The sequence below is a fragment of the Pseudorhodoferax sp. Leaf265 genome (assembly GCF_001422365.1).
In the GTDB taxonomy this organism is placed as follows: domain Bacteria; phylum Pseudomonadota; class Gammaproteobacteria; order Burkholderiales; family Burkholderiaceae_C; genus Pseudorhodoferax.
Genome location: NZ_LMMT01000008.1, coordinates 90,725 through 116,026, shown reverse-complemented (window position 1 = coordinate 116,026; position 25,302 = coordinate 90,725). Strand labels below are relative to the sequence as shown.

The 25,302-nt window shown below is 70.8% G+C and carries 24 protein-coding genes; 14 read left to right on the top strand and 10 right to left on the bottom strand.

Annotated features, from left to right (window positions below; translation table 11 throughout):
* Positions 1-26: 26 nt before the first annotated feature.
* The 7 genes from ASF45_RS09605 to ASF45_RS09575 all read left to right on the top strand — a co-directional run bounded on the left by ASF45_RS09605 (position 27) and on the right by ASF45_RS09575 (position 6,588).
* Positions 27-863, top strand: coding sequence for an STAS domain-containing protein (locus ASF45_RS09605; RefSeq protein ID WP_056660590.1), 837 nt, complete (start codon positions 27-29; stop codon positions 861-863).
* An 11-nt stretch (positions 864-874) separates the two neighbouring features.
* Complete coding sequence (locus ASF45_RS09600; protein ID WP_056660587.1) at positions 875-1,252, top strand: STAS domain-containing protein; 378 nt, start codon at positions 875-877, stop codon at positions 1,250-1,252.
* The gene (locus ASF45_RS09595; RefSeq protein ID WP_056660584.1) at positions 1,239-1,646 is read left to right on the top strand and encodes an anti-sigma regulatory factor; all 408 of its coding nucleotides are present in this window, start codon (positions 1,239-1,241) and stop codon (positions 1,644-1,646) included. The genes ASF45_RS09600 and ASF45_RS09595 overlap by 14 nt, the downstream gene beginning before the upstream one ends.
* Positions 1,637-2,653, top strand: coding sequence for an ATP-binding protein (locus ASF45_RS09590; RefSeq protein ID WP_056660581.1), 1,017 nt, complete (start codon positions 1,637-1,639; stop codon positions 2,651-2,653). Before ASF45_RS09595 ends, ASF45_RS09590 begins: the two co-directional genes overlap by 10 nt.
* On the top strand, positions 2,646-3,515 hold the full coding sequence (locus ASF45_RS09585; RefSeq protein WP_082550911.1) for a sensor histidine kinase KdpD: 870 nt from the start codon (positions 2,646-2,648) through the stop codon (positions 3,513-3,515). The genes ASF45_RS09590 and ASF45_RS09585 overlap by 8 nt, the downstream gene beginning before the upstream one ends.
* 12 nt (positions 3,516-3,527) lie before the next feature.
* Positions 3,528-5,147, top strand: a complete 1,620-nt coding sequence (locus tag ASF45_RS09580) for a response regulator (protein ID WP_056660572.1) — start codon at positions 3,528-3,530, stop codon at positions 5,145-5,147.
* Positions 5,148-5,256: 109 nt separating this feature from the next.
* Complete coding sequence (locus tag ASF45_RS09575; protein ID WP_056660569.1) at positions 5,257-6,588, top strand: sorbosone dehydrogenase family protein; 1,332 nt, start codon at positions 5,257-5,259, stop codon at positions 6,586-6,588.
* A gap of 19 nt (positions 6,589-6,607) precedes the next feature.
* On the opposite strand, the gene ASF45_RS09570 is transcribed toward ASF45_RS09575, so the two are convergent.
* Complete coding sequence (locus ASF45_RS09570) at positions 6,608-8,773, bottom strand: TonB-dependent siderophore receptor (RefSeq protein WP_056660565.1); 2,166 nt, start codon at positions 8,771-8,773, stop codon at positions 6,608-6,610.
* Between the two features lie 346 nt (positions 8,774-9,119).
* Here ASF45_RS09570 and ASF45_RS09565 point away from each other — a divergent pair, with 346 nt between their 5' ends.
* A complete protein-coding gene (locus ASF45_RS09565; RefSeq protein WP_063887624.1) occupies positions 9,120-9,485 on the top strand; it encodes a hypothetical protein in 366 nt (121 codons plus the stop codon).
* Here ASF45_RS09565 and ASF45_RS09560 read toward each other — a convergent pair.
* On the bottom strand, positions 9,477-9,866 hold the full coding sequence (locus tag ASF45_RS09560) for a DUF2784 domain-containing protein (protein ID WP_056660562.1): 390 nt from the start codon (positions 9,864-9,866) through the stop codon (positions 9,477-9,479). The two genes, ASF45_RS09565 and ASF45_RS09560, sit on opposite strands and share 9 nt — an antisense overlap.
* Positions 9,867-9,948: 82 nt before the next feature.
* On the bottom strand, positions 9,949-10,902 hold the full coding sequence (locus ASF45_RS09555; protein WP_056660559.1) for a DMT family transporter: 954 nt from the start codon (positions 10,900-10,902) through the stop codon (positions 9,949-9,951).
* A gap of 142 nt (positions 10,903-11,044) precedes the next feature.
* Here ASF45_RS09555 and ASF45_RS09550 point away from each other — a divergent pair, with 142 nt between their 5' ends.
* Complete coding sequence (locus ASF45_RS09550; protein WP_056660555.1) at positions 11,045-13,111, top strand: AsmA family protein; 2,067 nt, start codon at positions 11,045-11,047, stop codon at positions 13,109-13,111.
* A 7-nt stretch (positions 13,112-13,118) separates the two neighbouring features.
* On the top strand, positions 13,119-14,078 hold the full coding sequence (locus ASF45_RS09545; protein ID WP_082550910.1) for a YihY/virulence factor BrkB family protein: 960 nt from the start codon (positions 13,119-13,121) through the stop codon (positions 14,076-14,078).
* Here ASF45_RS09545 and ASF45_RS09540 read toward each other — a convergent pair.
* Positions 14,075-14,809, bottom strand: coding sequence for a transporter substrate-binding domain-containing protein (locus ASF45_RS09540; RefSeq protein ID WP_056660550.1), 735 nt, complete (start codon positions 14,807-14,809; stop codon positions 14,075-14,077). The two genes, ASF45_RS09545 and ASF45_RS09540, sit on opposite strands and share 4 nt — an antisense overlap.
* Positions 14,810-14,898: 89 nt before the next feature.
* Between ASF45_RS09540 and ASF45_RS09535 the strand changes: the two genes are divergently transcribed.
* The gene (locus tag ASF45_RS09535) at positions 14,899-15,384 is read left to right on the top strand and encodes a low molecular weight protein-tyrosine-phosphatase (protein WP_063887623.1); all 486 of its coding nucleotides are present in this window, start codon (positions 14,899-14,901) and stop codon (positions 15,382-15,384) included.
* Here ASF45_RS09535 and ASF45_RS09530 read toward each other — a convergent pair.
* Positions 15,365-16,381, bottom strand: a complete 1,017-nt coding sequence (locus ASF45_RS09530; protein WP_056660549.1) for an SDR family oxidoreductase — start codon at positions 16,379-16,381, stop codon at positions 15,365-15,367. The two genes, ASF45_RS09535 and ASF45_RS09530, sit on opposite strands and share 20 nt — an antisense overlap.
* Before the next feature lie 206 nt (positions 16,382-16,587).
* Between ASF45_RS09530 and ASF45_RS09525 the strand changes: the two genes are divergently transcribed.
* Positions 16,588-16,977, top strand: a complete 390-nt coding sequence (locus ASF45_RS09525) for a hypothetical protein (RefSeq protein WP_056660547.1) — start codon at positions 16,588-16,590, stop codon at positions 16,975-16,977.
* Here the strand turns inward: ASF45_RS09525 and ASF45_RS09520 are convergent, their stop codons facing one another.
* Positions 16,978-18,474, bottom strand: coding sequence for an AMP-binding protein (locus tag ASF45_RS09520; RefSeq protein WP_056660544.1), 1,497 nt, complete (start codon positions 18,472-18,474; stop codon positions 16,978-16,980). It lies immediately after the preceding gene.
* Between the two features lie 108 nt (positions 18,475-18,582).
* On the opposite strand from ASF45_RS09520, the gene ASF45_RS09515 reads away from it, so the two are divergent.
* Together ASF45_RS09515 and ASF45_RS09510 are read left to right on the top strand one after the other, a co-directional pair.
* The gene (locus ASF45_RS09515) at positions 18,583-19,626 is read left to right on the top strand and encodes a transporter (protein ID WP_056660541.1); all 1,044 of its coding nucleotides are present in this window, start codon (positions 18,583-18,585) and stop codon (positions 19,624-19,626) included.
* A gap of 9 nt (positions 19,627-19,635) precedes the next feature.
* Positions 19,636-21,159 (top strand): CYTH and CHAD domain-containing protein, encoded by a 1,524-nt coding sequence (locus ASF45_RS09510; RefSeq protein ID WP_056660534.1) that lies wholly within the window; start codon positions 19,636-19,638, stop codon positions 21,157-21,159.
* A 23-nt stretch (positions 21,160-21,182) separates the two neighbouring features.
* On the opposite strand, the gene ASF45_RS09505 is transcribed toward ASF45_RS09510, so the two are convergent.
* The 4 genes from ASF45_RS09505 to ASF45_RS09490 form a co-directional block, all read right to left on the bottom strand.
* Entirely contained in the window at positions 21,183-21,506 is a 324-nt protein-coding gene (locus ASF45_RS09505; RefSeq protein ID WP_063887622.1) for a hypothetical protein, read from the bottom strand.
* Between the two features lie 100 nt (positions 21,507-21,606).
* Entirely contained in the window at positions 21,607-22,761 is a 1,155-nt protein-coding gene (locus ASF45_RS09500) for a galactosyldiacylglycerol synthase (protein WP_056660531.1), read from the bottom strand.
* Positions 22,758-24,002 carry a glycosyltransferase family 1 protein gene (locus ASF45_RS09495; protein ID WP_056660745.1) on the bottom strand — a complete coding sequence of 415 codons (1,245 nt, stop codon included), beginning with the start codon at positions 24,000-24,002 and terminating at the stop codon, positions 22,758-22,760. The genes ASF45_RS09500 and ASF45_RS09495 overlap by 4 nt, the downstream gene beginning before the upstream one ends.
* Before the next feature lie 66 nt (positions 24,003-24,068).
* Positions 24,069-25,277: an MFS transporter gene (locus tag ASF45_RS09490; RefSeq protein ID WP_056660528.1), complete on the bottom strand. Its 1,209-nt coding sequence runs from the start codon at positions 25,275-25,277 to the stop codon at positions 24,069-24,071.
* Positions 25,278-25,302 lie beyond the last annotated feature (25 nt).

Genomic DNA, 25,302 nt, shown 5'->3' with positions numbered 1-25,302 from the left:
CCAAAAAGACCCGCCCGAGGACACCCATGGCTTCCCATGCCCAGACCCTGATCGCGCTGTTGCAGGACGAGCGCGCCACCCTGCTCCAGGCGTGGACCACCGCCACACACGGTGCCCATGCCAGCACCGCCAGCCGCGAGGAAGCGCAAGACCTCTTCGATGCGCTGTTGCAGGCCCTGCAGAGCGACGCGCCCGACGACCTGCGGGCCGAGGGCTGGTCCAACGCGCGGCGGCTGCTCGACACGCTGTCGGCATCGCGCGCGGCCCAGGGCCAGAGCGCGGGCGACACCAGCGCCTTCGTGCTGGCGCTCAAGCAGCCGATCTTCGCCGCGCTGCAGCAGCGCCTGGGTCAGGACAGCCAGACATTGCTGCAGGCCGTGGTCAGCGTGACCACCAAGCTCGACGCGATGGCGCAATGGACGGCCACGGCGTTCCAGCGCACGCGCGAGGAACTCATCGCACGCCAGCAGCAGGAGCTGCTGGAGCTGTCCACGCCCGTCATCAAGCTCTGGGAGGGCGTGCTGGCCGTGCCCATGATCGGCACGCTCGACTCCAGCCGCACGCAGATGGTCATGGAGGCCTTGCTGCAGAAGATCGTCGACACCGAATCGGGCCTGGCCATCATCGACATCACGGGCGTGCCGACCGTGGACACGCTGGTTGCACAGCACCTGCTCAAGACCGTCACCGCCATCCGCCTGATGGGCGCGGACTGCATCATCAGCGGCGTGCGGCCGCAGATCGCCCAGACCATCGTGCACCTGGGCGTGGACCTGCAGGGCGTGACCACCAAGGCCAGCCTGGCGGCGGCGCTGGCATTGGCGCTCAAGCGCGGCGGCTGGACCGTCTCGCGCACCGCCTGAGCCACCCCGCCATGTACCGCATCCCGATCCTGCAGATGGGCAGCGCGCTGCTCGTCACCATCCAGGTCGACATGGAGGACCAGACGGCCGTGCAGCTGCAGGACGACCTCGCGACCCGCATCGAGACCACCGGTGCCAACGGCGTGCTGATCGACATCTCGGCCCTGGAGATCGTCGATTCCTTCGTCGGCCGCATGCTGGCCTCGATCTCGGGCATCGCGCGCGTGCTGGACGCCACCACCGTGGTCGTCGGCATGCAGCCGGCCGTGGCCATCACGCTGGTCGAGCTGGGCCTGTCGCTGGAAGGCGTGAAGACGGCGCTCAACGTCAAGCGCGGCATGCTGCTGCTGGAGCAGGGCCAGCGCGGAGAATCCCTTGAGCGCGACTGAGCCCAGCGGCCAGCTGCCACTGCGCGGCGAGCCCGACATCGTGGCCAGCCGCCAGCTGGTGCGCAAGCTGACGCAGCAGTTGGGCTTCTCGCTGGTCGACCAGACCAAGATGATCACGGCCGCCAGCGAACTCTCGCGCAACACCGTGACCTACGGCGGCGGCGGCGAGATGTGCTGGGACGTCGTCGAGCAAGGCGTGCGGCGCGGCCTGCGCCTGCGCTTTCGCGACCAGGGCCCCGGCATCCCCGACATCGCCCAGGCGCTGACCGACGGCTGGACCTCGGGCAAGGGCATGGGCCTGGGCTTGTCGGGCAGCCGGCGGCTGGTGCACGAGTTCGACATCCAGTCCACCGTCGGCGAGGGCACCTGCGTGAGCGTGACGCGATGGAAGTGATCCAGCCCGGCACGCCGCACGTGCTGTTCCCCATGGGCGACGCCAGCCGGGTCGGCGAGGCGCGCCGGCATGCGGCGGCGCTCGCGGAGCGGCTCGCGCTCGATGCCACCACGGCGGGCCGGCTCGCGCTGGTCGTCACCGAGCTGGGCAACAACCTCGTGCGCCATGCCCACGGCGGCCGGCTGCTGATCGCCCAGCGCCAGCACGGCCAGCCCGAGGTCGAGGTGCTGGCGCTGGACGACGGCCCCGGCATTGCCGACCCGGCGCGTGCGCTGGTCGATGGCTTTTCCACCGGCGGCACGCCGGGCACAGGCCTGGGCGCCGTGCGCCGGCTGGCCAGCGACTTCGACCTGCATTCCGAACCGGGCGTGGGCACGGTGGTGCTGGCGCGCGTGCGGCCCGAGGGGCACAGGCGCCCGCCCGCGGCCTTCCGCTGGGGTGCGGTGATGCTGTGCGCGCCGGGCGAACAGGCCTGTGGCGACGCCTGGGCGCTGGCGCTGGACGGCACCCGTGCGGCCGTGCTGGTGGCCGACGGCCTGGGGCATGGCCCGCAGGCGGCCGAGGCTTCGCAGGCCGCGGTGGCGCAGTTCGCGCGGGCGCCGTTCGCGCCGCTGGCCGAACAGCTGGACCGCATGCATGCGGCGCTGCGCATCACACGCGGTGCCGCCGGCTCGCTGGCCCTGCTGGAGCCGGCCCGCCTGTGGCTGGCCGGGGCCGGCAACATCGCCACGCGGCTGGTCTCGGGCACGCACAGCAAGAGCCTGGCCCCGCAGCACGGCACGCTGGGTGTGCAGGTGCGCCGCTTCGAGCCGGTGCAGACCGAGTGGCCGCCGCATGCGGTGGCCGTGCTGCACAGCGACGGGCTGCAAAGCCGCTGGCAGACCGAGCCGCTGGCCCCCCTGGTGGCGCGCGACCCGGCTCTGCTGGCCGCCTGGCTGGTGCGCGGCAACCTGCGCGGCCGCGACGATGCCACCGTGTTCGTGCTGCAAAGGAACGTCCATGGATGAGTCCGCACTGGCCGAGCAACTCGCCGCCGCGCAGGCGCAGGTGGCGCAACTGTCCGAGGAACTCGAAGAGACCAACCACGGGGTGCTGGCGCTGTACGCCGAGCTGGACACCCAGGCCGCCGAGCTGCGCCACGCCAACGAGCTCAAGAGCCGCTTCCTGGCCTACATGAGCCACGAGTTCCGCACGCCGCTGGGCGCCATCCAGAGCATGACGCGGCTGTTGCTGGACCGGCTGGACGGCCCGCTGACGGCCGAGCAGGAACGCCAGGTGCAGTTCATCCACCAGAACGCGCTGGAATTCTCCGACATCGTCAACGACCTGCTGGACCTGGCCAAGGTGGAGGCCGGCCGCATCGACGTGTCGCCGGGCTGGTTCGACATGGTGGACCTGTTCGCGGCGCTGCGCGGCATGTTCAAGCCGGTGCTGACCAACCCGCAGGTCTCGTTGATCTTCGAGGACCCGATCGACGTGCCCCAGGTCTTCAGCGACGACCGCAAGCTCGCGCAGATCCTGCGCAACTACATCAGCAACGCGCTCAAGTTCACGCTGCGCGGCGAGGTGCGCGTGTCGGCGCGGCGCGTGTCCGAGGACGGGCAGGACTGGGTGCGCTTCGCCGTGGCCGACACCGGCATCGGCATTGCGCGCGAGTACCACGGCGCGATCTTCCAGGACTTCTCGCAGATCGACTCGCCGATCCAGAAGAGCCTGCGCGGCACCGGCCTCGGCTTGTCGCTGTCCAAGCGGCTGGCCGAGCTGCTGGGCGGCAGCGTGGGCATGGACAGCGTGCCGGACCAGGGCTCCACCTTCCATGTGCGCATCCCGCTGCGCGGTGCGCCCGCGGGTGACGACACCTCTTCCTGAAGGACCCGCGGCATGCACAAGGTCAGCACCACCATCGACCGCTCGCAGCACACCGTGCTGGTGGTGGACGACAGCCCAGCCACCCGCTATTCCACCTGCCGCATCCTGCATGCGGCGGGCTTCCAGACGCTCGAGGCCGTGACCGGTGCCGAAGGGCTGGACCGCGCCCGCGCCGGCGGCATCTCGGCCGTGGTGCTGGACGTGCATTTGCCCGACATGGACGGCTTCACGGTCTGCCGCATGCTGCGCGAACTGCCCGAGACCGTGGTGTTGCCCGTGCTGCACCTGTCGGCCACCTACATCGAGAGTTCGGACAAGGTGGCCGGCCTGAACTCCGGCGCCGACGCCTACCTGGAGCACCCGGTCGAGCCCCCCATCCTGGTGGCCACGCTGCAGGCGCTGATCCGCGCGCGCATCGCCGAGGAGCAGCTGCGCGTGAGCGAGCAGCGCTACAAGCAGCTGCTGCTGGAACGCGAGCAGGCCGCGCGCGCCAACGCCGAGCGCCACAGCCGCACCAAGGACGATTTCGTCGCCGTGCTCTCGCACGAGCTGCGCAACCCGCTCAACGCCATCCTCATGAACGTGCACGTGCTGCTGCGCAAGCCGCAGACGCAGGACATCGCCAAGGGCCTGGACGCCATCCGCCGCAACGCGCAGACCCAGGCACGTATCATCTCGGACATCCTGGACGTGTCGCGCATCAACTCCGGCAAGCTCACGCTGCAGCGCGAAACGGCCGATCCGGTCGCGCTGGTGCGGTCCTCCATCGATGCGATGCACCAGCAGCTGGGCAGCCGCGAACTGCACCTGGAGCTGGACCTGCAGCCGACCGGCCCGATGCTGCTGGACCCGGCACGCTTCCAGCAGATCTTCTGGAACATCTTCAACAACGCGATCAAGTTCTCCCACCCGGGCGGCACCGTGCGCGTGGGGCTGACACACAACGCCGGATTGCTGGAGCTCACGGTGACGGACCGCGGCAAAGGCATCGCCCCGGCCTTCCTCGACCGCGTGTTCGAGAAGTTCACGCAGAGCGAGGCACCCGGCAAGCGCGCCAGCGGCGGCCTGGGGCTGGGCCTGTCCATCGTCAAACACCTGGCCGAGCTGCACGGCGGCGGCGTGGAGCTGAGCAGCCCGGGCCTGGGCGCCGGCACCACGGCGCGTGTGTGGCTGCCGTTGCAGCCCACCGAGGCCGACGGCACTCCCACGCCCGACAGCCAGCCCGGCGCGTTGGACGATGCCGCACTGGCCGGCCTGAGCGGCCGCCAGGTGCTGGTCGTGGAGGACGACCGCGACGCCGCCGAGATGCTGGGCCACATCCTGGAGGACCGCGGCGCCCAGGTGCGCATCGCAGGCGACCACGACATGGGCCTGGCGGCGCTGCAGGCCCAGCGGCCCGACCTGCTGCTCAGCGACATCGGCCTGCCCGGCAAGGACGGCTACGCGCTGATCCGCCATTGGCGCGCCCAGGAGCAGGACGATGGGCTGACGCGGCTGCCGGCCATCGCGCTGACCGCCTTCGGCCGGCCCGACGACCGCGCCATGGCGCTGGACGCCGGCTTCGACGCGCACGTGGCCAAGCCGTTCGAGCCGCAGCTGCTGCTCAACACCATCCGCCGCCTGCTGGGCTGAGCCACCAGCCGCGCGGCGGACTACACCGCGCGGGCCTGCACACCGGCAGCCGCGGCGGGCCAGTAGCGCCAAGCTGGCGGCAATGCCCCTTCCCGACAGGAGTTTCCCCATGCCCGCGCCGCATCTGCGCCCTCGCCTTCCCGCCTTCTGTGCGATCACCGCCCTGGCCCTGCTCGCCGGTTGTGGCGAGACCTCGCGGCTGCCCGAGACCGGCGTGGCCGGCTCCGCGCCGCAGCTGCCCGCGCCCAGCACCAGCCTGATCCCCACCGTGAAGGTCGCGCCCGTGCAAGGCTGGCCCGCCGACGCCATGCCCAAGCCGGCGCCCGGCACGGCCGTCACGCCCTTCGCGCGCGGACTGGACCACCCGCGCTGGCTCGCCGTGCTGCCCAACGGCGACGTGCTGGTGGCCGAGGGCAACAAGCCGGCCAACGCGGGCGAAGGCAAGAAGCCGTCGCTGCGTGGCTGGGTGCAGGGCCTGTTCATGAAGCGTGCCGGCGCCGGCGTGCCGAGCGCGGACCGCATCACGCTGCTGCGCGATGCCGACGGCGACGGCGTGGCCGAGGTGCGCAGCGTGCTGCTGCAGGGCCTGACCTCACCGTTCGGCATGGCGCTGGTGGGCCAGACGCTGTTCATCGCCAATGCCGATGCCGTGGTGAGCGTTCCCTACCAGAGCGGCCAGACGCAGATCACGGCGCAGCCGACCAAGCTCGTGGATCTGCCGTCGAAGATCAACCACCACTGGACCAAGAACCTGATCGCCAGTGCCGACGGCAGCAAGCTGTACGTGACGGTGGGCTCGAACAGCAACATCGGCGAGAACGGCCTGGAGAACGAACAAGGCCGCGCTGCCATCTGGGAGGTGGATGCGAAGACCGGCCAGCACCGCGTCTATGCCTCGGGCCTGCGCAACCCGAACGGCCTGGCCTGGAACGGCGGCAGGCTGTGGACCGTGGTCAACGAGCGCGACGAACTCGGCAACGACCTCGTGCCCGACTACCTGACGGCGGTCGAGGACGGCGCCTTCTACGGCTGGCCCTGGAGCTACTTCGGCCAGCATGTGGACGAACGCGTGCAGCCGCAGCGGCCCGACATGGTGGCCAAGGCCCGCGTGCCCGACTACGCGCTGGGCGCACACGTGGCACCGCTGGGGCTGGCGATCGGCGACAGCCAGGCGCTGGGCGGCAAGTTCGGCACCGGCGCCTTCATCGGCAACCACGGCTCTTGGAACCGCAAGCCACCCAGTGGCTACAAGGTGGTGTTCGTGTCCTTCGTCGACGGCAAGCCGCAGGGGCTGCCCCGCGACGTGCTGACGGGCTTTTTGAGCGAGGACGGCAAGGCGCTGGGGCGGCCGGTGGGGGTGGCGCTGGATCAGCGCGGGGGGCTGCTGGTGGCGGATGACGTGGGGAATGCGGTGTGGCGGGTGGCTGCACCGGGCGGGTAGACCGCCCGGACCCGGTCGCTTAGAAGTCGACCGAAGCCGACAGCATCAGCGTGCGCGGCGCGCCAACGGTCACATAGGTGCTGGTGATCCAGTACTCCCGGTTGAACACGTTCTCCAGGTTGGCGCGCAGCGTGACGGGCTTGCCCGAGATCTTGGTGGTGTAGCGCGCGCCGATGTCCATGCGCGTCCAGCTCGGCATGTTCAGCGTGTTGGTGACGTTGTAGTAGACGCTGGAGGTGTGGATCACACGGCCGTTCAGGCTCAGGCCGGGCACCCAGGGCGTGTCCCAGTCCAGGCCCACGTTGAAGGTGCGGTCGGGCACGCCAGCCAGGTTGTTGCCCACATTGGCGCCACCGGCCGCGCGCGTCAGCTTCGCGTCGTTGAAGGCGGCACTGGCCATGGCGCGCAGGCCCTTGGCCACCTCGCCGTAAGCTGTGAGTTCCAGCCCGCGGTTGCGTTGCTCGCCGCCAAAGCTGTAAAGCAGCTGATCACCCACTGGAACGTTCACTTGGGCCGGCCGCCTGATCTCGTAGACCGCCACCTGCGTCATCAGACGGCCCCAATCCGCCTTCACCCCAACCTCGTACTGTTTGGATTTTTGGGGCGGGAACATTTCGCCGGGATTGACATAGTCGTCGTTGTTCGGCGCCGTGCCGCCACGGATCAGGCCAGCCGTATAGTTGGCATAGACCGAAATGTTCTTGATCGGTTTGAACACCAGGCCTGCCATGGGCGAGACCGCGCTCTTCTTGTACGTCGAATTGCCTTGTGCATTCTTCTGCTCGATGGTCTGGTCGCGCAGACCCACCGTCAGCAGCAATTGGTCGTTGAACAAGGCCATCGTATCGACCAGCGCCACGCTGTGTTGCTCCAATTCGCCCGACTTCGCCGGCTGCAGGCGCGGCGCATTCACACCCGGCAAGGGCACGGGGTTGTAGATGCTCGACTCCACGGCGTCGGCGGCCCGACCTTGGGTGTAGTAGAAGCCGGTCTCCTGACTTAGCAGGTTCACGCCCAGCGCCAGCGTGTGCTTGACGCTGCCAGTGTTGAAACGCGTGCGAATCCCGGCATCTGCCGCCGTCGTCTTGCCGTAGTAGTCGTAGTAGTTGTTGCTGAGGCTGAAGCTGCCGTCCTGCCGCACCGTGCCGCGCGGGAAGGTCTGCATGTAGTCCACGTCGGAGTAACCGACGCTGCCCCACACCGTGGTGCGGTCGTTCACGTCCACTTCAAGACGCGTCGACACCATGTCGGCGTTGTCCTTCAGATCGGTGCCAGGGTACAGGTTGCCGCGCGACGACGGCGGCTTCAACGGCTGGGTGACGGTCGAGGCAAAGCTGATCTGCGGACGGAAATTGACCGTGTGGCCACGGCTGGACAGCGCGTCGAGAGACCAGCGCACGCCCTCGCCTGCGTAGTCCAGGCCCAGCGAAGCCAGGCCCAGGCGCTGGCGGCCATGGTCGACATTGCCTTCGCCGTTTCGCCAGACGCCATTGAGGCGCACGCCCCACTGGTTGTCCGTGCCGAAGCGGCGGCCCACATCCAGGTGCGTGCCGAACTGGGCTTCGCCCATGTAGGTGCCGGTCAGGCGCGTCAGCGGAATATCACCAGCGCGCTTGGCTACCGCGTTGATGCTGCCACCGATGCTGGCAGTGGGTGACATGCCGTTGGCGAAGGAAGCCGGCCCCTTCAGCACCTCGACACGTTCGACCATCTCCAGCGGCACGCGCGTGGTCGGCATCAGGCCGAAGAGACCATTGAAGCCACTGTCGGCATTGGGCACGGTGAAGCCGCGGATCTGGAAGTCATCGCCGAAACCGCCGCGCGCCGTCAGCGGTCGAACGGACGCGTCGTTCATCACCACGTCGGCCAGCGTCAGCGCCTGCTGGTTCTGGATCAGCTCCGAGGTGTAGTTGGTGGTGCTGAACGGCACGTTCATGAGGTCGGTCGTGCCCAGGATGCCCAGGCTGCCGCCGCGCGCGAGCTGGCCGCCCGAATAGGTCTTCTGCAGGTTGCCGATCGCCTCGGCCTGCTCGGACACCGTCACTTCCTTGAGCTGCGTATTGCCGGTGGCGGTCTGCGCCATCGCGCCCACGGCGGCAAAGGCAAGGCTTGCCCCGATGCAGCGTGCGAGCGGCGTGGGCGCGAAGCGTTTCGGAACGCGTGGGGAACGGTCAGATGAAGACATGAAGACGGTGGCTGTGAAGAGGACAGAGGGAAGCTGGGCTGTGGGCGCAGTTCCAGGACGCATGACGCACGGGCCGGGAAACCCACTTGCCATGCCATGTGGCATAAAAATGCGAACTATTCACATTTGCAAAAAATTCTAACGAAAGCCAGGTGCGATTCGCTATTTGCCCGTAGCGAACGGTTCAGCTGTTGCACATGCGAGACATGCGCAACATCCAGAACGGGACGCCCGGCCGAGGCGGGGACCGGCTTCGCCGCCGCCTGAGCCGCCCTGCGGCAGATCCCGCTGGTGCGCACGCCCGGTCCGGCCGGACCATGGAGACATCCTGTCCAAGGCGCCCACCATGTCCCTCCGCCCCACCGCCCTCGCGATGTGCACCGCCCTGCTGCTCGGTTCGGCCCATGCCGCCACGCCCGAACAGCTCTACCAGCTCGCGCTCGAAGCCCAATCCGAGCGCGCCTACCCGCAGATGCTGGAGCTGCTGCGCCGCTCCGCGCGCGCCGGCCATGTCGAGGCCCAGGAGATGCTGGGGCTGGCCCTGCTGGTCGGGCCCGCCGTCTACGGTCCGGCCGTCACGGCGGACCGCTGCGAAGCCCTGCACTGGGCGCGCCAGGCCTTTGCCCAAGGCAGCCCAGTGGCCTGGCAGCAGCTGGTGTTCCTGAACCGCACGCGTGGCGCGCCGGCCGGCCGCCCCGCCTGCTCAGGCTGAACGCCGCGGCGGCCAGCGCCACCACGCCGCCGCCACGGCCAGGCCGAACAGCGTGTAGGCCAGCGTGAAGACCCAGGCCGGCGCGTCCCAGTAGAGGAGCCGGTGCAGCCAGTGCTGCAGAAAGCCGCCTGCATAGGCCTGCTGCCCGGCCGCCAGGCGCAGCGCCATCTCCCAGGTCGTCAGCGGGCAGGTGACGCCCAGCCAGGCCTCGGCCACCACGAAGCCGATGGCCGCGAGGTGCAGCAGCCGCAGCCACCAGTGGTTGACCCAGCGCCAGCCCGCCAGGTTGCCGCCGACCACGAGCAGCAGCCCGCCCACCACGAACAGCACGATGGCCACGTGCAGCACCAGCACGGCGTCGGCCAACCAACCAAGGTTCATGCAGCCCCCACGCTCCGCGCGACGCGACGTTCGCTGCCCCCCGAGGGGACGCGAGCTTGCTTGGGGCGGCCCGGTGCGGCGCTCATGGATGCATCTCGTCCACCGCCGCCGGCGCGCGGTGCGCCGAGATGCACGACAGCACGGCGCTGGTCACCAGCGCCATCGCAAGCCATTCCAGGGCCGTGGGCCAGCGCGCCTCCCACAGGAAGCCGTAGAGCAGCGCGAACAGCGTCTCGAACACCACCATCTGCCCGACCAGCGTGAGCGGCAGCAGCCGGCTGGCCTGGTTCCACAGCGCATTGCCCAGCACCGAGGCCAGCAGCGCCACGCCGGCCGAGACGCCGACGAAGCGCCACCAGGCACTGCCCGGCTGCAGTGCGAGGTCGGCCAGCACGAAGGCCGGCACTGCCAGCGCCAGCGCCTGCGCGCCCGTGACCACGCCCGTGAGCAGGCTCCAGTCGTGCGCCGATACGCCCTGCAGCCGCGCCAGCTGCCGGCTGTTGCCCACCGCGTAGCTGGACCACGAGACCAGCGCGCCGACCGCGCAGGCGAAACCCAGCCAGCGCTGCGCCGGCGGCTGCGCCGAGGCACCGGCGAGCGACTCCCAGGCGATGCAGGCCACGCCGGCCAGGCCCAGCACCAGGGACGGCGCGAGCCTGCGCAGCGGCACCGCATCGGCACCGCGGCTGCCGACCCAGGTCACGGCCACGGGCAGGAAGCCGATCACGAGCGAGGTCATGGCCATCCCGCCGATCTGCACGGCGCTGGCCAGCAGCACGTAGTACAGGCTGTTGCCGAGCAGGCTGAGCCAGAACAGCGCGCGCCAGGCGCGTGCGCCCACCTGCGGGCGCAGCGCCGGCCAGCGCGGCAGCAGCAGCGCCGCGGCGATCAGGCCGTAGGCCAGGTAGCGCGCGGCCGACAGCTGCAGCGGGTTGAATTCGGGCGCCAGCTCGGGCGCGAGGAACACGAGGCCCCAGGCTGCGCCGGCGGCCATGCCGCAGGCCACGCCGAGCCAGGTGCCCTTGGGGACGGACATGCAGGGTCTCCATGGGTGCCAAAAGGCCGGCAAGCTTAGCCGCATGTAGTCGCCGTCCGACAGCCGGTCCCGCCCAGCGCTGCCGCGCAGACGCTGCCCGGGCCGCCGCCGCGGCAACCGGCACCGGCATAGGCTGCACACCATGCGCGCTTTCTCTCCCGGTCGCGGCACGAAGATCCTGTTGGCCCTGCTTGGCGCACTCATCGTGTTCCTGCTGCTGTTCGACTGGGACTGGCTGCGCGGCCCGCTCAACCGCACCATCAGCGAGAAGACCCAGCGCCGCTTCGACAGTTCACACCTGGCCGTCCGGTTGGGCTGGAACCCCGTGATCCGGCTCAAGGACGTCTACTTCGCCAACGCCGACTGGGCCGACAGCACGGGCGACAAGCCCATGGCGCGCATCGGCACGCTGGAGTTCTCGGTCTCGCTGCGCGACCTGTGGAACGGCAAGGTTTTCGTGCCGCGCGTGGCGATGGACCAGGCCGAGCTCAACTTCGAGAAGGCGAAGGACGAGCGCCGCAACTGGGTGCTGGACGAGCCGTCGGAAACCAAGGAGCCAAGCAAGCTGCTCATCTCCAGCCTGTCGGTCCGCCAGGGCCGGCTGCGCTATGTGGACCGGACCACGCCCTTGGACATCGGCATCGACGTCGAGACCTTCGACCCGGCGGCCGCAGCCAAGGCCGACGACGCCAAGGCCCGCCCCGACAACGCGCGCTACACCACACGCTACCGCTTCGCCGGCACCTACCACGACGCCAAGTTCAGCGGGCAGGCGCAGACCGGCGATGTGCTGAGCTTCCAGGGCTCCGACGTGCCCTTCCCGATCCAGGGCAGGCTCGTGGCCGGCACCACACGGCTCGACGTGGAGGGCACCGTGGCCGATGCCGCCAACATCAGCGGCATCGACGTGCGGCTGAACATCGCCGGCAGCACGCTGGCCAACCTCTATCCCTTCCTGCTGCTGCCGCTGCCGGCCTCGCCGCCCTACCGCCTGTCCGGCCATCTGAAGCTGGACGGCAACCGCTATTCCATGCAGGACATCCAGGGCCGCATCGGCAAGACCGACGTGACCGGCGAAGCCGCCTACGTGCAGCGCGAGCCACGCCCGCTGCTCACGACCAGGCTGCACAGCAAGCTGCTGAACCTGCCAGACCTGGGGCCGTTGGTCGGCCTCACGACCAAGGACACCGCCGACGCACGTCCGCTCACACAGGCCGAGACGCAGACGCGTGAACGGGCCCAGGCCCGCGAGAAGCAGACCAGCGGCGGCCGCGCTCTGCCCACCGGCACCGTGCGGGGCGAGCGCCTGCTGCCCACGGGCAAGTTCGAAGGCGGGCGTTTCAAGGCCATCGACGCCGAAGCCGACCTGCGCGTGGACCGGATCGACGCGCCGGACTTCATCGCGCTGCAGAACCTGCGCGTGAAGCTGGACCTCAAGGATGCCGTGCTGCGCCTGGACCCGTTCGACGTGGACCTGGCCGACGGCGAGATCCGCTCCGTGGTGCGCCTCGACGCGCAGCAGCCCACCCTGCGCGCCGACCTGGACCTCACGGCGCGCCGCCTCAAGCTCGCGCGGCTGGTGCCGCCCTCGCCCCGGCTCGCACCCTCCAGCGGCGCCATGGGCGCGCGCGCCAGGCTCAGCGCCAGCGGCAACTCGATCGCCGACCTCGCCGCCAAGGCCGACGGCCAGGTGCAGGCCGCGCTGTCGCAGGGCCAGGTGTCCAACCTGCTCGATGCCGTCTCGGGCCTGAACGGCGGCAAGATCATCTCGCTGCTGATGGGCGGCGACCAGGCGATCCCGATCAACTGCGGCGCGGTCTCGTTCGATGTGAAGGACGGCCAGGGCCGCTCCGAGGTGTTCGTCGTCGACACCATGGACACGCGCATCGAGGGCGACGGCACGTTCGACCTGGACCGTGAACGCTTCGACCTGACCATCGCCCCCAAGCCCAAGAAGGCCGGCATCCTGTCGCTGCGCACGCCGGTGCGCGTGCACGGCAGCTTCCGCTCGCCCGGTTTCGAACTCGACAAGGCCGGCCTGGCCCTGCGCGGCGGCGGCGCCCTGGCCTTGGCGCTGGTCAACCCGCTGGCCGCCCTGATACCCTTGATCGAGACCGGTCCCGGGGAAGACACCGACTGCCGACAGTTGCTGGCTGCCGCCGGCCCCGCCGCCAAGGCGGCCGCCCCGACCACCCGATCCAAGCCTTGAACCACCCATGCGCACCGTGCCAGACACCTCCCCTGCCCCGCACCGCCAGGTGCCCGACCGCCCCGTCCTGCCCACCTTCAAGCAATGGCTGTCGCTGTGCAAGCAGGCCGTGCAATCCTGGTCCGACGACTACGCGCCCAGCATGGGCGCAGCCCTGTCGTACTACAGCGTGTTCTCGATGGCGCCGCTGTTGCTGATCGTGATCTCGGTGGCCGGCCTGGTGTTCGGCGAGGAGGCCGCGCGCGGCGAGCTGTTCGGCCAGCTGGCCGGCCTGATGGGCGCGGACGCGGCGAAGACGCTGGAGACGCTGCTGGCCAGCGTCAACAAGCCGGCCCAGGGCATCGTCTCCACGCTGATCGGCCTGGGGGTGCTGCTGGTCGGCGCCACCACGGTGTTCGGCGAACTGCAGAACGCGCTGGACCGCATCTGGCGCGCGCCCGCGCGCAACACCTCGGGCGGGCTGTGGAACCTGGTGCACACGCGTCTGCTGTCCTTCGGCATGGTGCTGGGCATCGCCTTCCTGCTGATGGTCTCGCTGGTGCTGGGCGCCGTGGTCTCGGCCCTGGGCAAGTGGTGGGGCGACGCCTTCGTCGGCTGGGAGATCGCGGCCCAGCTCATCAACATCGTGCTGGGCTTCGCGCTGACCACGGGCGTGTTCGCGATGATCTACAAGATCATGCCGCGCGTGCAGGTGCGCTGGTACGACGTGTGGATCGGCGCGGCCGCCACCGCGCTGCTGTTCACGCTGGGCCGCTTCCTGATCGGGCTGTACATCGGCAAGAGCGGCGTGGCTTCCAGCTTCGGCGCGGCCGGCTCGCTGATCGTGATCTTCGTCTGGGTCTACTACTCGGCCCAGGTGTTCCTGATGGGGGCGGAGTTCACCTGGCTGTACGCCAAGCAGTACGGCTCCATGCGCCACCTGCCGGGCTCGGCCACGGAGCCTGCCCCGACCTCGGTCAAGGACTAGGCTGCCGGCGCCACGGCCGCGCCCTGGATGCCGTGGCGCGCGAGCGCCTGGGCCACGAAAGCGCTGGCCTTCATGTCCTCCACGAAGGCGGCCAGCGCAGCCTGGGCGGCGGCGCCGCGGCCGGCCGGCAGACCCATGGCCTGCTGGATCACCATGAAGCAGCCGGGCAGCAGGCGCAGGCCGCCGAGCCGCGCGGCATCGGCCTGGAGCTGCTGCTTGACGCCCGCGGCCACGTCGGCGTTCTCGTCCAGGAAGCTTTGCACCACGGCCGGCGAACTCGGCGCGCGCAGGATGGTCGCGGCCTTCAGTTCGCGCGTGAGGAACAGGTCGTAGGCGCTGCCCTTGCCGACCATGACGGTGCGGCCTGCCGCATCGACCTCGGCATTGGCCTGCAGCGGCGAGCCCGCGCGCACCAGGTAGCAGCCCTCGATCAGCACATAGGGCGCCGTGAAGCGGATGCCTTCGCCGCGCAACGGGTCGATGGCGAAGAAGCCGATGTCGGCCTGCTCGGCCTTGACCGCCTCGACCGATTGGCCCGCGGTGTCGAAGACGACCAGATCGAGCGCCACGCCCAGCCGCTCGGCGAACGCGCGCGCGAGGTCAACCGACACACCCTTGGCCTGGCCATCGGCACCGCGGCCGGCCAGGATGGGGTTGCCCAGGTTGATGGAGGCACGCAGGCGCCCACTGGGGGTGAAGGCCTGGACGAGATCGGACGCGGAGGTGGTCATGCGAAGGCGCTTTCTGCAACGGAAGTCGCAACGCTAGCACGGCGGCCGGACCGCCTGTGCCGGCATCCCCAGGACACGACAATGGCGCCATGTCCGGCACCACCCCTTTCCCCAGCGTCCTCTTCATCTGCACCGGCAACATCTGCCGCTCCCCCACGGCCCATGCACTGCTCGTGCACAAGGCCCGCGCGGCCGGACTGCAGGTCGCGGTCGACAGCGCCGCCATCTCCGACGAGGAGCGCGGCAACCCGTTCGACCGGCGTGCCGCTGCCGAACTCCAGCGCCGCGGCGTGCCAGCCCATGACCATTGCGCGCGCCAGGTGCGGCGCGAGGACTTCGCGCGCTTCGACTGGATCGTCGGCATGACGCAGGCGCACTGCGCAGCGCTGCGCCGGCAGGCGCCCGCAGATGCCCAAGCGCGCATCGCGCTGATGCTGGACTTCGCGCCCGGCCATGCCGGCGAGGACGTGCCCGACCCCTGGTATGGCAGCGCGCAGGACTTCGTCCACGCCTTCGACCTGATCGACCGCGGCGTGGAGGGGCTGCTGGCCAGGCTCAGCCCACCGAGCCGGTGACGGGCAGCACGATGCCGCTGATGTAGCTGGAGCAGCAGGGCGCGGCCAGGAACACGAAGGCGGGCGAGATCTCCTCGGGCCGGGCCGGGCGGCCCATGTCGGTGGCGGCACCGAACTGTTCGATCTCGTCGGCCGGCTTGTCGGCCGGGTTCAGCGGCGTCCAGACCGGGCCCGGCGCCACGGCGTTCACGCGGATGCCCTTGTCCATGAGGTTGGCCGCCAGCGACATCGTGAAGGCGTGGATCGCGCCCTTGGTGGCCGAATGGTCCAGCAGGTGCTTGCTGCCCTTGAGCCCGGTGACCGAGCCGCAGTTGACGATGCTGGCGCCGCGCTGCAGGTGCGGCACCGCCGCCTTGGCCATGTGGAAGTAGCCGTAGACGTTGGTGCGCAGCGTTTCGTCGAAGCGCTCCTCGCTGAGGTCCTCGATGGCCTGGGCGTGCTCCTGGAAGGCCGCGTTGTTGACCAGCACGTCGAGCTTGCCGAAGGCGTGCACGGTCTTGGCCACCGCCTCGCGGCAGAACGCCGGGTCCTTCACGTCGCCCGGGATCAGCAGGCAGCGCCCGCCTTCGGCCTCGACCAGCTGGCGCGTGCGCACGGCGTCCTCGTGCTCGTTGAGGTAGACGATGGCCACGTCGGCACCCTCGCGCGCATAGAGCACGGCCACGGCGCGGCCGATGCCCGAGTCGCCGCCCGTGACCAGCGTGGCGAAGCCCGCGAGCTTGCCGCTGCCCTGGTAGTGCGGCGCGGCGAACTGCGGTTTCTGTGCCATCTCGGCCTCCAGGCCGGGCTTGGCCAGGTGCTGGCGCGACATGGGCGGCGCCGGCTCCTCGCGCTGCGGTCCGGGCGCGGCCTTCTTGCTGCTCTTCTTGCCGCCGGCATCCGGCTGGCCCTTGGCCTGGGCGCGGGCCTCGGCGTCGCGGTGGTCCTGTTCGCGCTGGATGCGCTGCTGCTTGCGGACGGTGTCCTCGGCCTGGGGTGCCTGGCTGTTGCGGGACATGGGATCTCCTTGGCGAATCGCTGTTGTCGCCATGCTCGAGCGCGGGCGGCGTCCGCGGTTTCGGACGACGGCGCGCGCCAGTGTCAGCCGCTGCGCCGCACCCAGATGCCGCGCCTTTCCTACTCCAGCCGACGTGGTGGCCTACAGCGCCGCGGCGGCACGCGCACTAGGCTGGTTTCAGAACCCAACCCAAGGAGAACAGACACATGGCACGCAGCAGCATCATGGGCGGCGAGACACCCGCCACCCGCCCGAGCGGCAACGACATGGACCTGCTGGGCCCCAGCGACACGTCCGACAGCGGCAGCGACGTGCAGGGCGAGCGCCGCATGGCGACGGCGCCCGACAACGCCGCCGAATGGGGCGCAGTGGTGGCCGACCACGATTCCGACAGCGACGCCTCGGGCACGGGCGAACGCGGCGCGGCCGTGGGCGACGATGGCCGCGCCAATGCCGACATCCTGCCCGACCGCATCGTCACGCCCGGCGTGGGCGCTGGCCGGGACGCGCTGGACGAGGTGCCGGGCCTGGCTGGCGAGGACGGAGAGAGCGAGGACGATCCGATCGAAGGCACGGGCGACGACGACAGCATCTGATCATCCCGACGAGGTCTCGCGCAGCGCGCGCTTGAGCACCTTGCCATAGTTGTTCTTGGGCAGCGCCTCGACGAACACATAGCGCTTGGGCCGCTTGAAGCGCGCGATCTGCGCGAGGCAATGGGCGTCGAGCGCGGCCGCATCGAGCACCGCCCCCGGGGCGGCGACGATGTGGGCGACGACCACCTCACCCCACTCGGCATCCGGTGCGCCGACCACGCAGGCCTCGGCCACGCCCGGGTGCGTGAGCAGCACCTCCTCCACCTCGCGCGGGTAGATGTTGGAGCCGCCGCTGATGACCACGTCCTTGGAGCGGTCGCGCAGCGTGAGGCAGCCACCCCCGTCCAGCACGCCGATGTCGCCGGTCCAGAGCCAGCCCCCGCGCAGCGCCTGGGCCGAGGCCTCGGCGTTGCGCCAGTAGCCGGCCATCACGGTGGCGCCGCGCACCGCGATCTCGCCCGCCTCGCCGGCTGGCACCGGATGGCCCTGCGCGTCGAGCACCGCGACCTCGGTGCCGCTGCGCGGCCAGCCGACCGAGGCGAGCTGGCGGGCGTCGCCGCCCACATGGTCCGCGCGCGTGAGGCCGGTGATGGTCATGGGTGTCTCGCCCTGGCCATAGATCTGGGCGAACACCGGGCCGAACGCATCCATGGACCTGCGCAGCTCCTCCAGGTACATCGGCCCGCCGCCGTAGACGATGCAGCGCAGCTGGCGCGGGCGCTGGCCGCCGCGCGCGGCCAACGCCTCGCGCAGGCGCTGCACCATGGTGGGCGCGAGGAAGGCGCCGCAGCCCGGATGCGCATCGCACAGCGCGAGGAATTCGGCGGGCTCGAAGCCGTGGGAGGCCGGCACCACCTGGCGCGCACCGCGCGCCAGCGAAGGCAGCAGGTACAGGCCTGAGCCGTGCGACAGGGGCGCGCCATGCAGCTGGCTGCATGGCGGGCCGAGCTCGGGCTCGATGTCCGCGAGGTGGGCCACGGCCATGGCCATGAGGTTGCCGTGCGTGAGCATGGCGCCCTTGGAGCGCCCGGTGGTGCCACTGGTGTAGAACAGCCAGGCCAGCGCATCGGCGGCCACGGGCGCGATCTGCAGCGCGGCCGGCGCCAGCAGGGCGGCGTAGTCCGGGCTGTCCAGCGCGATGCAGGGGCAAGGCAGGCCCTGCAGCGTCGGCGCCAGGCCCGGCGAGGCGAACAGCAGGGTCGCCTGCGCGTCCTCGACGATCTGGCCCACCTCGCGCGCATGCAGCTTGTAGTTGACGGGCACGGCCACCAGGCCCGCGGCCCAGATGGCGAACAGCAGCTCCACGTACTCGGGCCGGTTCTCCGAGACCAGCGCGATGCGCGTGCCGGGCGCACAGCGCGCGCGCAGCGCCGCCGCGATGGCCGCGGCACGTTCGCGCAACTGCGCGAAGCTCCAGAGCGTCTGGTGCCCCAGGCAGACGGCCGGCAGGCCGGCGTGGCGGGTGGCGGATTGGTCGAGCAGGACGGCAAGGTTCATGGGCGAAGGTCTCCGCCCGCGAGCATAGGGTCAAGCGCGGTCCGGTAGCCTGGAGGCAGTCACACAGCTGACACGAACGCGGCGCAGCATGTCCGGTTGCCCGACGCCATGGACAGCGACCTCCTGATCGAACCCACCCGCTATGGCGCGGATGCGCATGGCCTGGTCTGTGGCTACCGCTTCGAGGCCGCCACGGCGGCCTGCTCCATCGGCTCGGACGAAGCCGCGCAATGGCTGGCCGATGCCACCGACGCCACCGATGCCGCCGACGGCAGCGGCTTCATCTGGCTGCATTTCAACCTCTCGCACGCCGGCGCCGAGCGCTGGCTGCAACGCCATGCGCAGCTGCCCGAGTCCTTCTTCGAGACGCTGCACGACGACCACCGCTCCACGCGGCTGGAGCGGGACGAGGCCGCGCTGATCGCGGTCATCAACGACGTGCAGTTCGATTTCGCGTTCGAATCCTCCGACATCGCCACGCTGTGGATCGGCGTGGACCGGCGGCTGGTGGTCACGGCGCGGCAGTCGCCGCTGCGTTCGGTGGACCGCCTGCGCACGGCGATCCGGCGCGGCGAGCCGCTGCGCTCGACCACCGAACTGCTGGAATGGCTGCTGCGCGCGCAGGCCGAGGTGCTGGTCGACGTGGTGCGCGGCGTCACGCGACGCATCGACGAGGTCGAGGACGCCCTGCTGGCCGGCCGCCTGCAGCACAAGCGCACGCGCCTGGGCGTGTTGCGCCGGCTGCTGGTGCGGCTGCAGCGCCTGCTCGCGCCCGAGCCGGCCGCGCTGTTCCGGTTGCTGCAGCACCCGCCGGCCTGGATGGTGGAGCGCGACGTGGACGAGCTGCGCCAGGCCACCGAGGAGTTCTCGGTGGCGCTGCGCGACATGGCGGCGCTGCAGGAGCGCATCAAGCTGCTGCAGGAAGAGATCGCCGCGGCCGTCAATGAGCGCACCAGCCGCAGCCTGTTCGTGCTGACCGTGGTCACCGTGCTGGCCCTGCCCATCAACATCCTGGCCGGCCTGTTCGGCATGAACGTGGGCGGCGTGCCGCTGGCCGAGAACCCGCACGGCTTCTGGATCCTGGTGGCCGTGGTGATCGCCTTCACGGCCGTGGCCGGCTGGCTGGCCTTTCGCGGCAACAACGACCGCTAGGATCGACCCATGTCCTCCTCCATGACCGAAATCGAATTCAAGTTCGACATCCCCCGCGCCAGCCTGCCAGCCCTGGAGGCCGCGCTGCGCGGCCCCGGCAGCCGCCGCACGCACCTGCAGGCGCGCTACTTCGACACCCCGCAGGGCGACCTGGCCGCGCACGGCGTGGCCCTGCGCCTGCGCAAGGAAGGCCCGCGCTGGGTACAGACCGCCAAGGCCCTGGGCGACGGGCCCGTGCAGCGGCTGGAGCACAACGTGGACCTGGGGCAGATGCGCAAGTCGGCGCCGCTGCAGGCCGACCCCGCGCGCCATGCCGACACACCCGTGGGCCGGCGGCTCGCGCACGTGCTGCAGCGCGCCGGCACGCCGCTGGTGGAGGTCTACGGCACCGACATCTGGCGTGCCACGCAGGAGCTGCAGGTGGGCGCGAGCCGCATCGAGATCGCGCTGGACCAGGGCCGCGTGCTGGCCCCTGCCCCCGACGGCGGCCTGCCGCGCAGCGCCGTGGTCTGCGAGCTGGAACTCGAACTGCTGGCAGGCGATGTGCGCGACCTGGCCTGCGTGGCCGCCGAATGGGCCGCGCGCCACGGGCTCACGCTCAGCACCGTGACCAAGTCCGAGCGCGGGCTGCGGCTCGCGCATGGCCGCTCGACGCGGCCGGCCGTCAAGGCCAGCGCGCCGCAGTGGCCGGCCGGCAGCGGTTTTCCAGACGGCGCCACGGTGCAGCGCGCCGTGGTCGGTGCCTGCCTCGCGCAGATCCTGCCGAACGCGAGCGAGATCGCCGCCGGCAGCGAGGACGTGGAGCAGATCCACCAGCTGCGCGTGGGCCTGCGCCGCCTGCGCACGGCGTTGCGTGAACTCGCGCCGCTGGGCACCGGCCTGGAGCCGGCCTGGGAACCGCCGCTGGCACAGGCCTTCCGCGCACTGGGCGCCCGGCGCGACCAGCAGCAACTGCAGGCGCTCATGCAGCCACGGCTGCTGGCCGCCGGCGCACCGCTCATCGTGCTGCCGCCGGTGGACGAGAGCGCGCCGACGCCGGCCGATGCCGTGCGCGATGCCGGCCTGCAGGCCGCGCTCGTGGGCCTGATCGGCTTTGCTGCCGCCGCGGATGGCACAGGCCTGGCGCCGCAGGCCACGCAGCGCCACCTGCGCCAGCGGCTGGGCAAACTGCACCGCCGCGTGGGCAAGGAAGGCGAGCGCTTCGAGAAGCTCGCGCCGGAAGCCCGGCACAGCTTGCGCAAGCGCTTGAAGCGGCTGCGCTACCTGGCCGAGTTCGTGGGGGCCTGTTTCGCGCCGCGGCGGGCGGCGCAGTTCACGCGCGCACTCGAGCCCGCGCAGGACGCGCTGGGCGCCTACTACGACGAGGTGGTGGCACTGGAAAGCTACCGCGCAGCGGCAGAGCAGGAACCGCGCGCCTGGTTCGCGGTCGGCTGGCTGCAGGCCCGGGCGCCGCACAGTGCGCACCAGGCCGCTCTTGCGCTGACGGAGCTGGCCGGGGCGGCCCGGCCGTTCTGGCGCAAGAAGAAGGACTGATTCAGGACCGCATCAGCAAGGGCTCAGGAGGGGCTGTTCGTCGGCGCGTCGGGCGCGGTCCCGGCCTGCTGCTGCAGTGCAGCCGCCTGCTGCTCCGGCGACTGCAATGCGCTGGCCTGCACGGCGAAGTCGTACAGCTTGGCCTTGCCGGCGTAGTAACGGTCCAGGCGCCATTCCTTGATGATCTGCACCGCCAGATCGAAGTCGCTCAGCTGCAGCGCGTACAGCCGCTCCAGCTGGAAGGGTTCGTGGGATTCGAGGGACAGCACCAGATCCGCAAGCGTCTTGGCAGAAGGCTTGAAAGGGTCCTTGGCGATGAGTTTCTTGGCTTCTTTGATGGCGTTCAACTGGGTCTTCCTGGCGCTCGGGATTAGCGCAAACCCTGATTGGACACTGCCCACCCCACAAAAATTGTGTCAATTGAATGACCAATTCGTGACCACATTGTCACGCCACCAGTTGCAGATGGCCCGTGGATGGTGCATGTTGGACCAATTTCGCCATCAAATCGGGCACTTCGAAGACAGCTTGGTTTCGTAACAGTGCGACACGTGCACGATAAGAAGGCATTTGTTCGCAAAGCGCGCGGACGGCTGGCGCCACCCCGGCGAAGCCCGGCAGCACCAGGCCCAGGCCCTGCTCCTGCAGCCACTGGGTGTTGTAGCGCTCCTGCGGCATGGTGAAGGCGTTGCGGGTGGTCAGCACGGGCAGGCCCATCAGCAAGGCCTCGCTCATGCTGCCGGGGCCGGGCTTGCCGATGAAGAAGTCGGCCAGCGCGAGGTAGCGCCGCACCTCGCGCGTGAAGCCCTGCACCACGCGCGGCGCGGGCGCCGGCAGCGCGCGCAGCCGCGTGGCGAGTCGGCGGTGGTGGCCGCACAGCAGGATCAGCGGGGTGTCGGGCAGCAGCCGGGCAATGCGCTCCATGGCCATGGAGCCGGCACCGCCGAACATGACCACGCCGACCGGAGCGCCCGTGCCAGGCTCGGGCAGGCCCAGCGCGCGGCGCTCGGCCGCGCGGTCCAGCGCCAGGGGCGCATAGAAGTCCGGGTGCACCGGCATGCCCGAGACCAGGTGCAGCCGGCGCGCGTCGTGGCCGGCCGCGCGGGCCTGCGCCAGCGCATGCGGCGTGCCGCAGACCAGGTGCTGCTCCACGCCCTCGGCGCGCCAGAAATGCGGCGGGTGGTCGGCCATGTCGGTCATCACCGTCATGAAGGGCACGCCGGGCCGGGCCTGGGCCAGGCTCTCGCCCAGCGCCCGGTTGAAGTTGGGGATCAGCGAGACCACCAGGTCGGGCCGGCTCGCGCGCCAGTGCGCAGCCAGCCGCTGGCACAGCTGGCCATGGGCCATGCGGATCAGGCCCTGCAGCAGCTTGAGCTCCTGCGCCAGGCCCAGGGTCCAGCCGCGCGCGAGCCGGGCGTTGTAGAGGTCCTCGGGCGCCATACCGGTGCAGCGCTGGAACAGGCCCTGCGGATCGACCACGTCGACGAGGTTGACGGCCTGGACGTCCCAGGGCCGCCGCTGCTGCACGCAGGCGGCCTGCAGCGCCTGCGCGGCCGCGCGGTGGCCACCGCCCGCGTTGAAGTAGACCAGCTGGACCTTCACGGCAGGCCGGCCACCGCGCGCGAGGCCGTCGCCGCGCGGACGCCGGCCGTGCCCTGGCGCGCCAGGGCTTCGAAGGCCGATTCGAGCTCGCCCACGATCTGCGGCCAGGCCAGCGCCACGGCCGCGGCACGGGCCTGCAGCCGCAGCCCCTGCACCAGGGCGCGGTCGCGCGCCAGCCGCTCGGCCTGGGCGATGAACTGCGCCGGCTGTTCCAGCGGCGCCAGCAGGCCGCTCTCGCCTTCGGTGATGAGCTGGGCCGCGGCCGCGTAGCCGTAGGCCAGCACCGCCAGGCCGCTGGCCATGGCCTCGGGCGTCACGTTGCCGAAGGTCTCCGTGACGCTGGGGAACAGGAAGATGTCGCCCGAGGCGTAGTGCGTGGCCAGGTCTTCATCGCGCCGCGCACCGGCGAACACCACGCCCTGGCCGGCGCACGTGCGTTCCAGTTCGGCGCGCAGCGGGCCGTCGCCGACCATGACCAGGCGCACGCGCGGGTCGATGCGGCGCATGGCCTGCACCGCCTGCAGCAGCAGGCCCAGGTTCTTCTCGGGCGCGAGCCGGCCCACGTGCAGGACCACAGGCGTGTCCTCATCAAAGCCCCATTGCGCGCGCAGCGCGGCGCTGCGGCGCGCCGGGTCGAAGCGCTGGGCGTCCACGCCGCGCGCCACCACGCGCAGGCGTTCCAGGCCCTGGCCGGCGAGCTGCTGGCGCAGCGATTCGGTGGGCACCATGGTCAGGTCGCAGCGGTTGTGGAACTTGCGCAGGTAGGCCATCAGCGGCTTGTGCAGCCAGCCCAGGCCGTAGTGCTGACCGTAGGCGTGGAAGTTGGTGCGGAAGTCCGAGCTCACGGGCAGGCGCAGCTTGCGCGCGGCCTGCAGCGCCGACCAGCCCAGCGGGCCCTCGGTGACGATGTGCACCACGTCGGGCCGCTGCAGCGTCCACAGCCGCTGCAGCGCGCGCGTGGCGGGCAGGCCCATCTTGAGATGCGGGTAGCGCGGGATCGGCAGGCCGCGCATCAGCACTTCGGCAGTCGGTGCCTCGGATGCGTCGGCCGCATCCTGGCGCGGGCGCACTAGCTGCACCTGGTGGCCGCGCGCGCGCAGGCCCTGCACCACGCAGGCGATGGTGGCCGCCACGCCGTTGACCTCGGGCGGGTAGGTCTCTGTGACGAAGGCCAGGCGCAGCACGCGCCGGGCTGGCGCGAACTCGTCCACGATGATGGGGGTGGGTTCGGCTTGCGGCATGCCGCCATGCTGCGAGCCGCGCAAGTCAGCGGCGTGACGCTGCCATGGCAGTTCGGTGTCGGAGGGCTAGACCTTCGCGGCCACCAGCCCGCGCGTGCCGAACGCCGCCACAAGGGCCAGCGCCAGCAACACGGCGCCGTAGCCCACTGCGGTGGCATGCAGGCCAAACCAGCCGGTCGCCAGCCCGGCCAGGATGGCCGGCACGCTGAACGCCAGGTAGCTGCACACGAAGAAGCTGGCCATCAGGCCGGCGCGCTGCTGCGGCGACGCCAGCGGCGCCAGCGTGCGCAGCGTGCCGCTGAAGCTGCAGCCCATGCTGAAGCCGGCGACCAGCGCACCGCCGAAGAAGGCCGCCGGCGCATGCCAATGGATGCCGGCCAACGCCAGCACCATGCCCAGTGCAAGCCCGTTCGCGCCGAGCACCAGCGCCAGCGCCGAGGGCCGGCGCTGCATGGCCACGCTGGCCAGCGCCCCCGGCAACACCATGGCCGCGATCAGCGCGCCGCCGGTCAGTGGAGCGGCGTTGCCGGTCACCTGCCGTGCCAACGTGGGGCCAAGCGAGAGGAAGAAGCCCATCAGCGCCCAGCCCACCGTGTTGGCCGGCAGCAGGCGCTGCAATGCACCGCGGGCGGCGTGCGGCACGGCCATCTGGGGGCGCAGCGAGGCCCAGGCCCCGGGCCGGTGCGGCACGGTGTCGGGCAGGCGCAGCGCCACCACCACCTGCACGGCCAGCATCACCAGCAGCAGCTCGTACACCAGCCGCGTGGGCGCCGGCGCGAACTGCACCAGCGCCGCCGTGCCCAGCGCGCCCAGCGCCATGCCGACCATGGGCGCGACGCCGTTCATCATCGAGGCGCGCAGCGGGTTCAGGTCGAGCAGCATGGAACTCAGCGCGCTGGTGGCGATGCCGGTGGCCACGCCCTGCAGGATGCGCGCGGCCAGCAGCCAGGCGACCGATTCGGCCTGCCAGAACAACACGACGGAGACGAACTCCAGCACCAGCGCGCCGACGATCACACGCCGCCGGCCCAGGTGGTCCGACAGCCGGCCGCACATCAGCAGAGCCGCCAGCAGTGCGAACGCGTAGCTGCCGAACACCCAGGTCAGCGTGAGGGCCGAGAAGCCCCAGGCTTCGCGGTACAGCGCGTACAGCGGCGATGGCGCGCTGGACGCGGCCAGGAAGGTGACCATCATCGCGGCCGTCCACCACAGCGCCGGCTGGGGCGCCAGAGGTTGGCGCGGCGAAGGCGTGGTGGCGGGACGGGGGATGGACATGGATGACTTCTCAAACGCAAAGAAA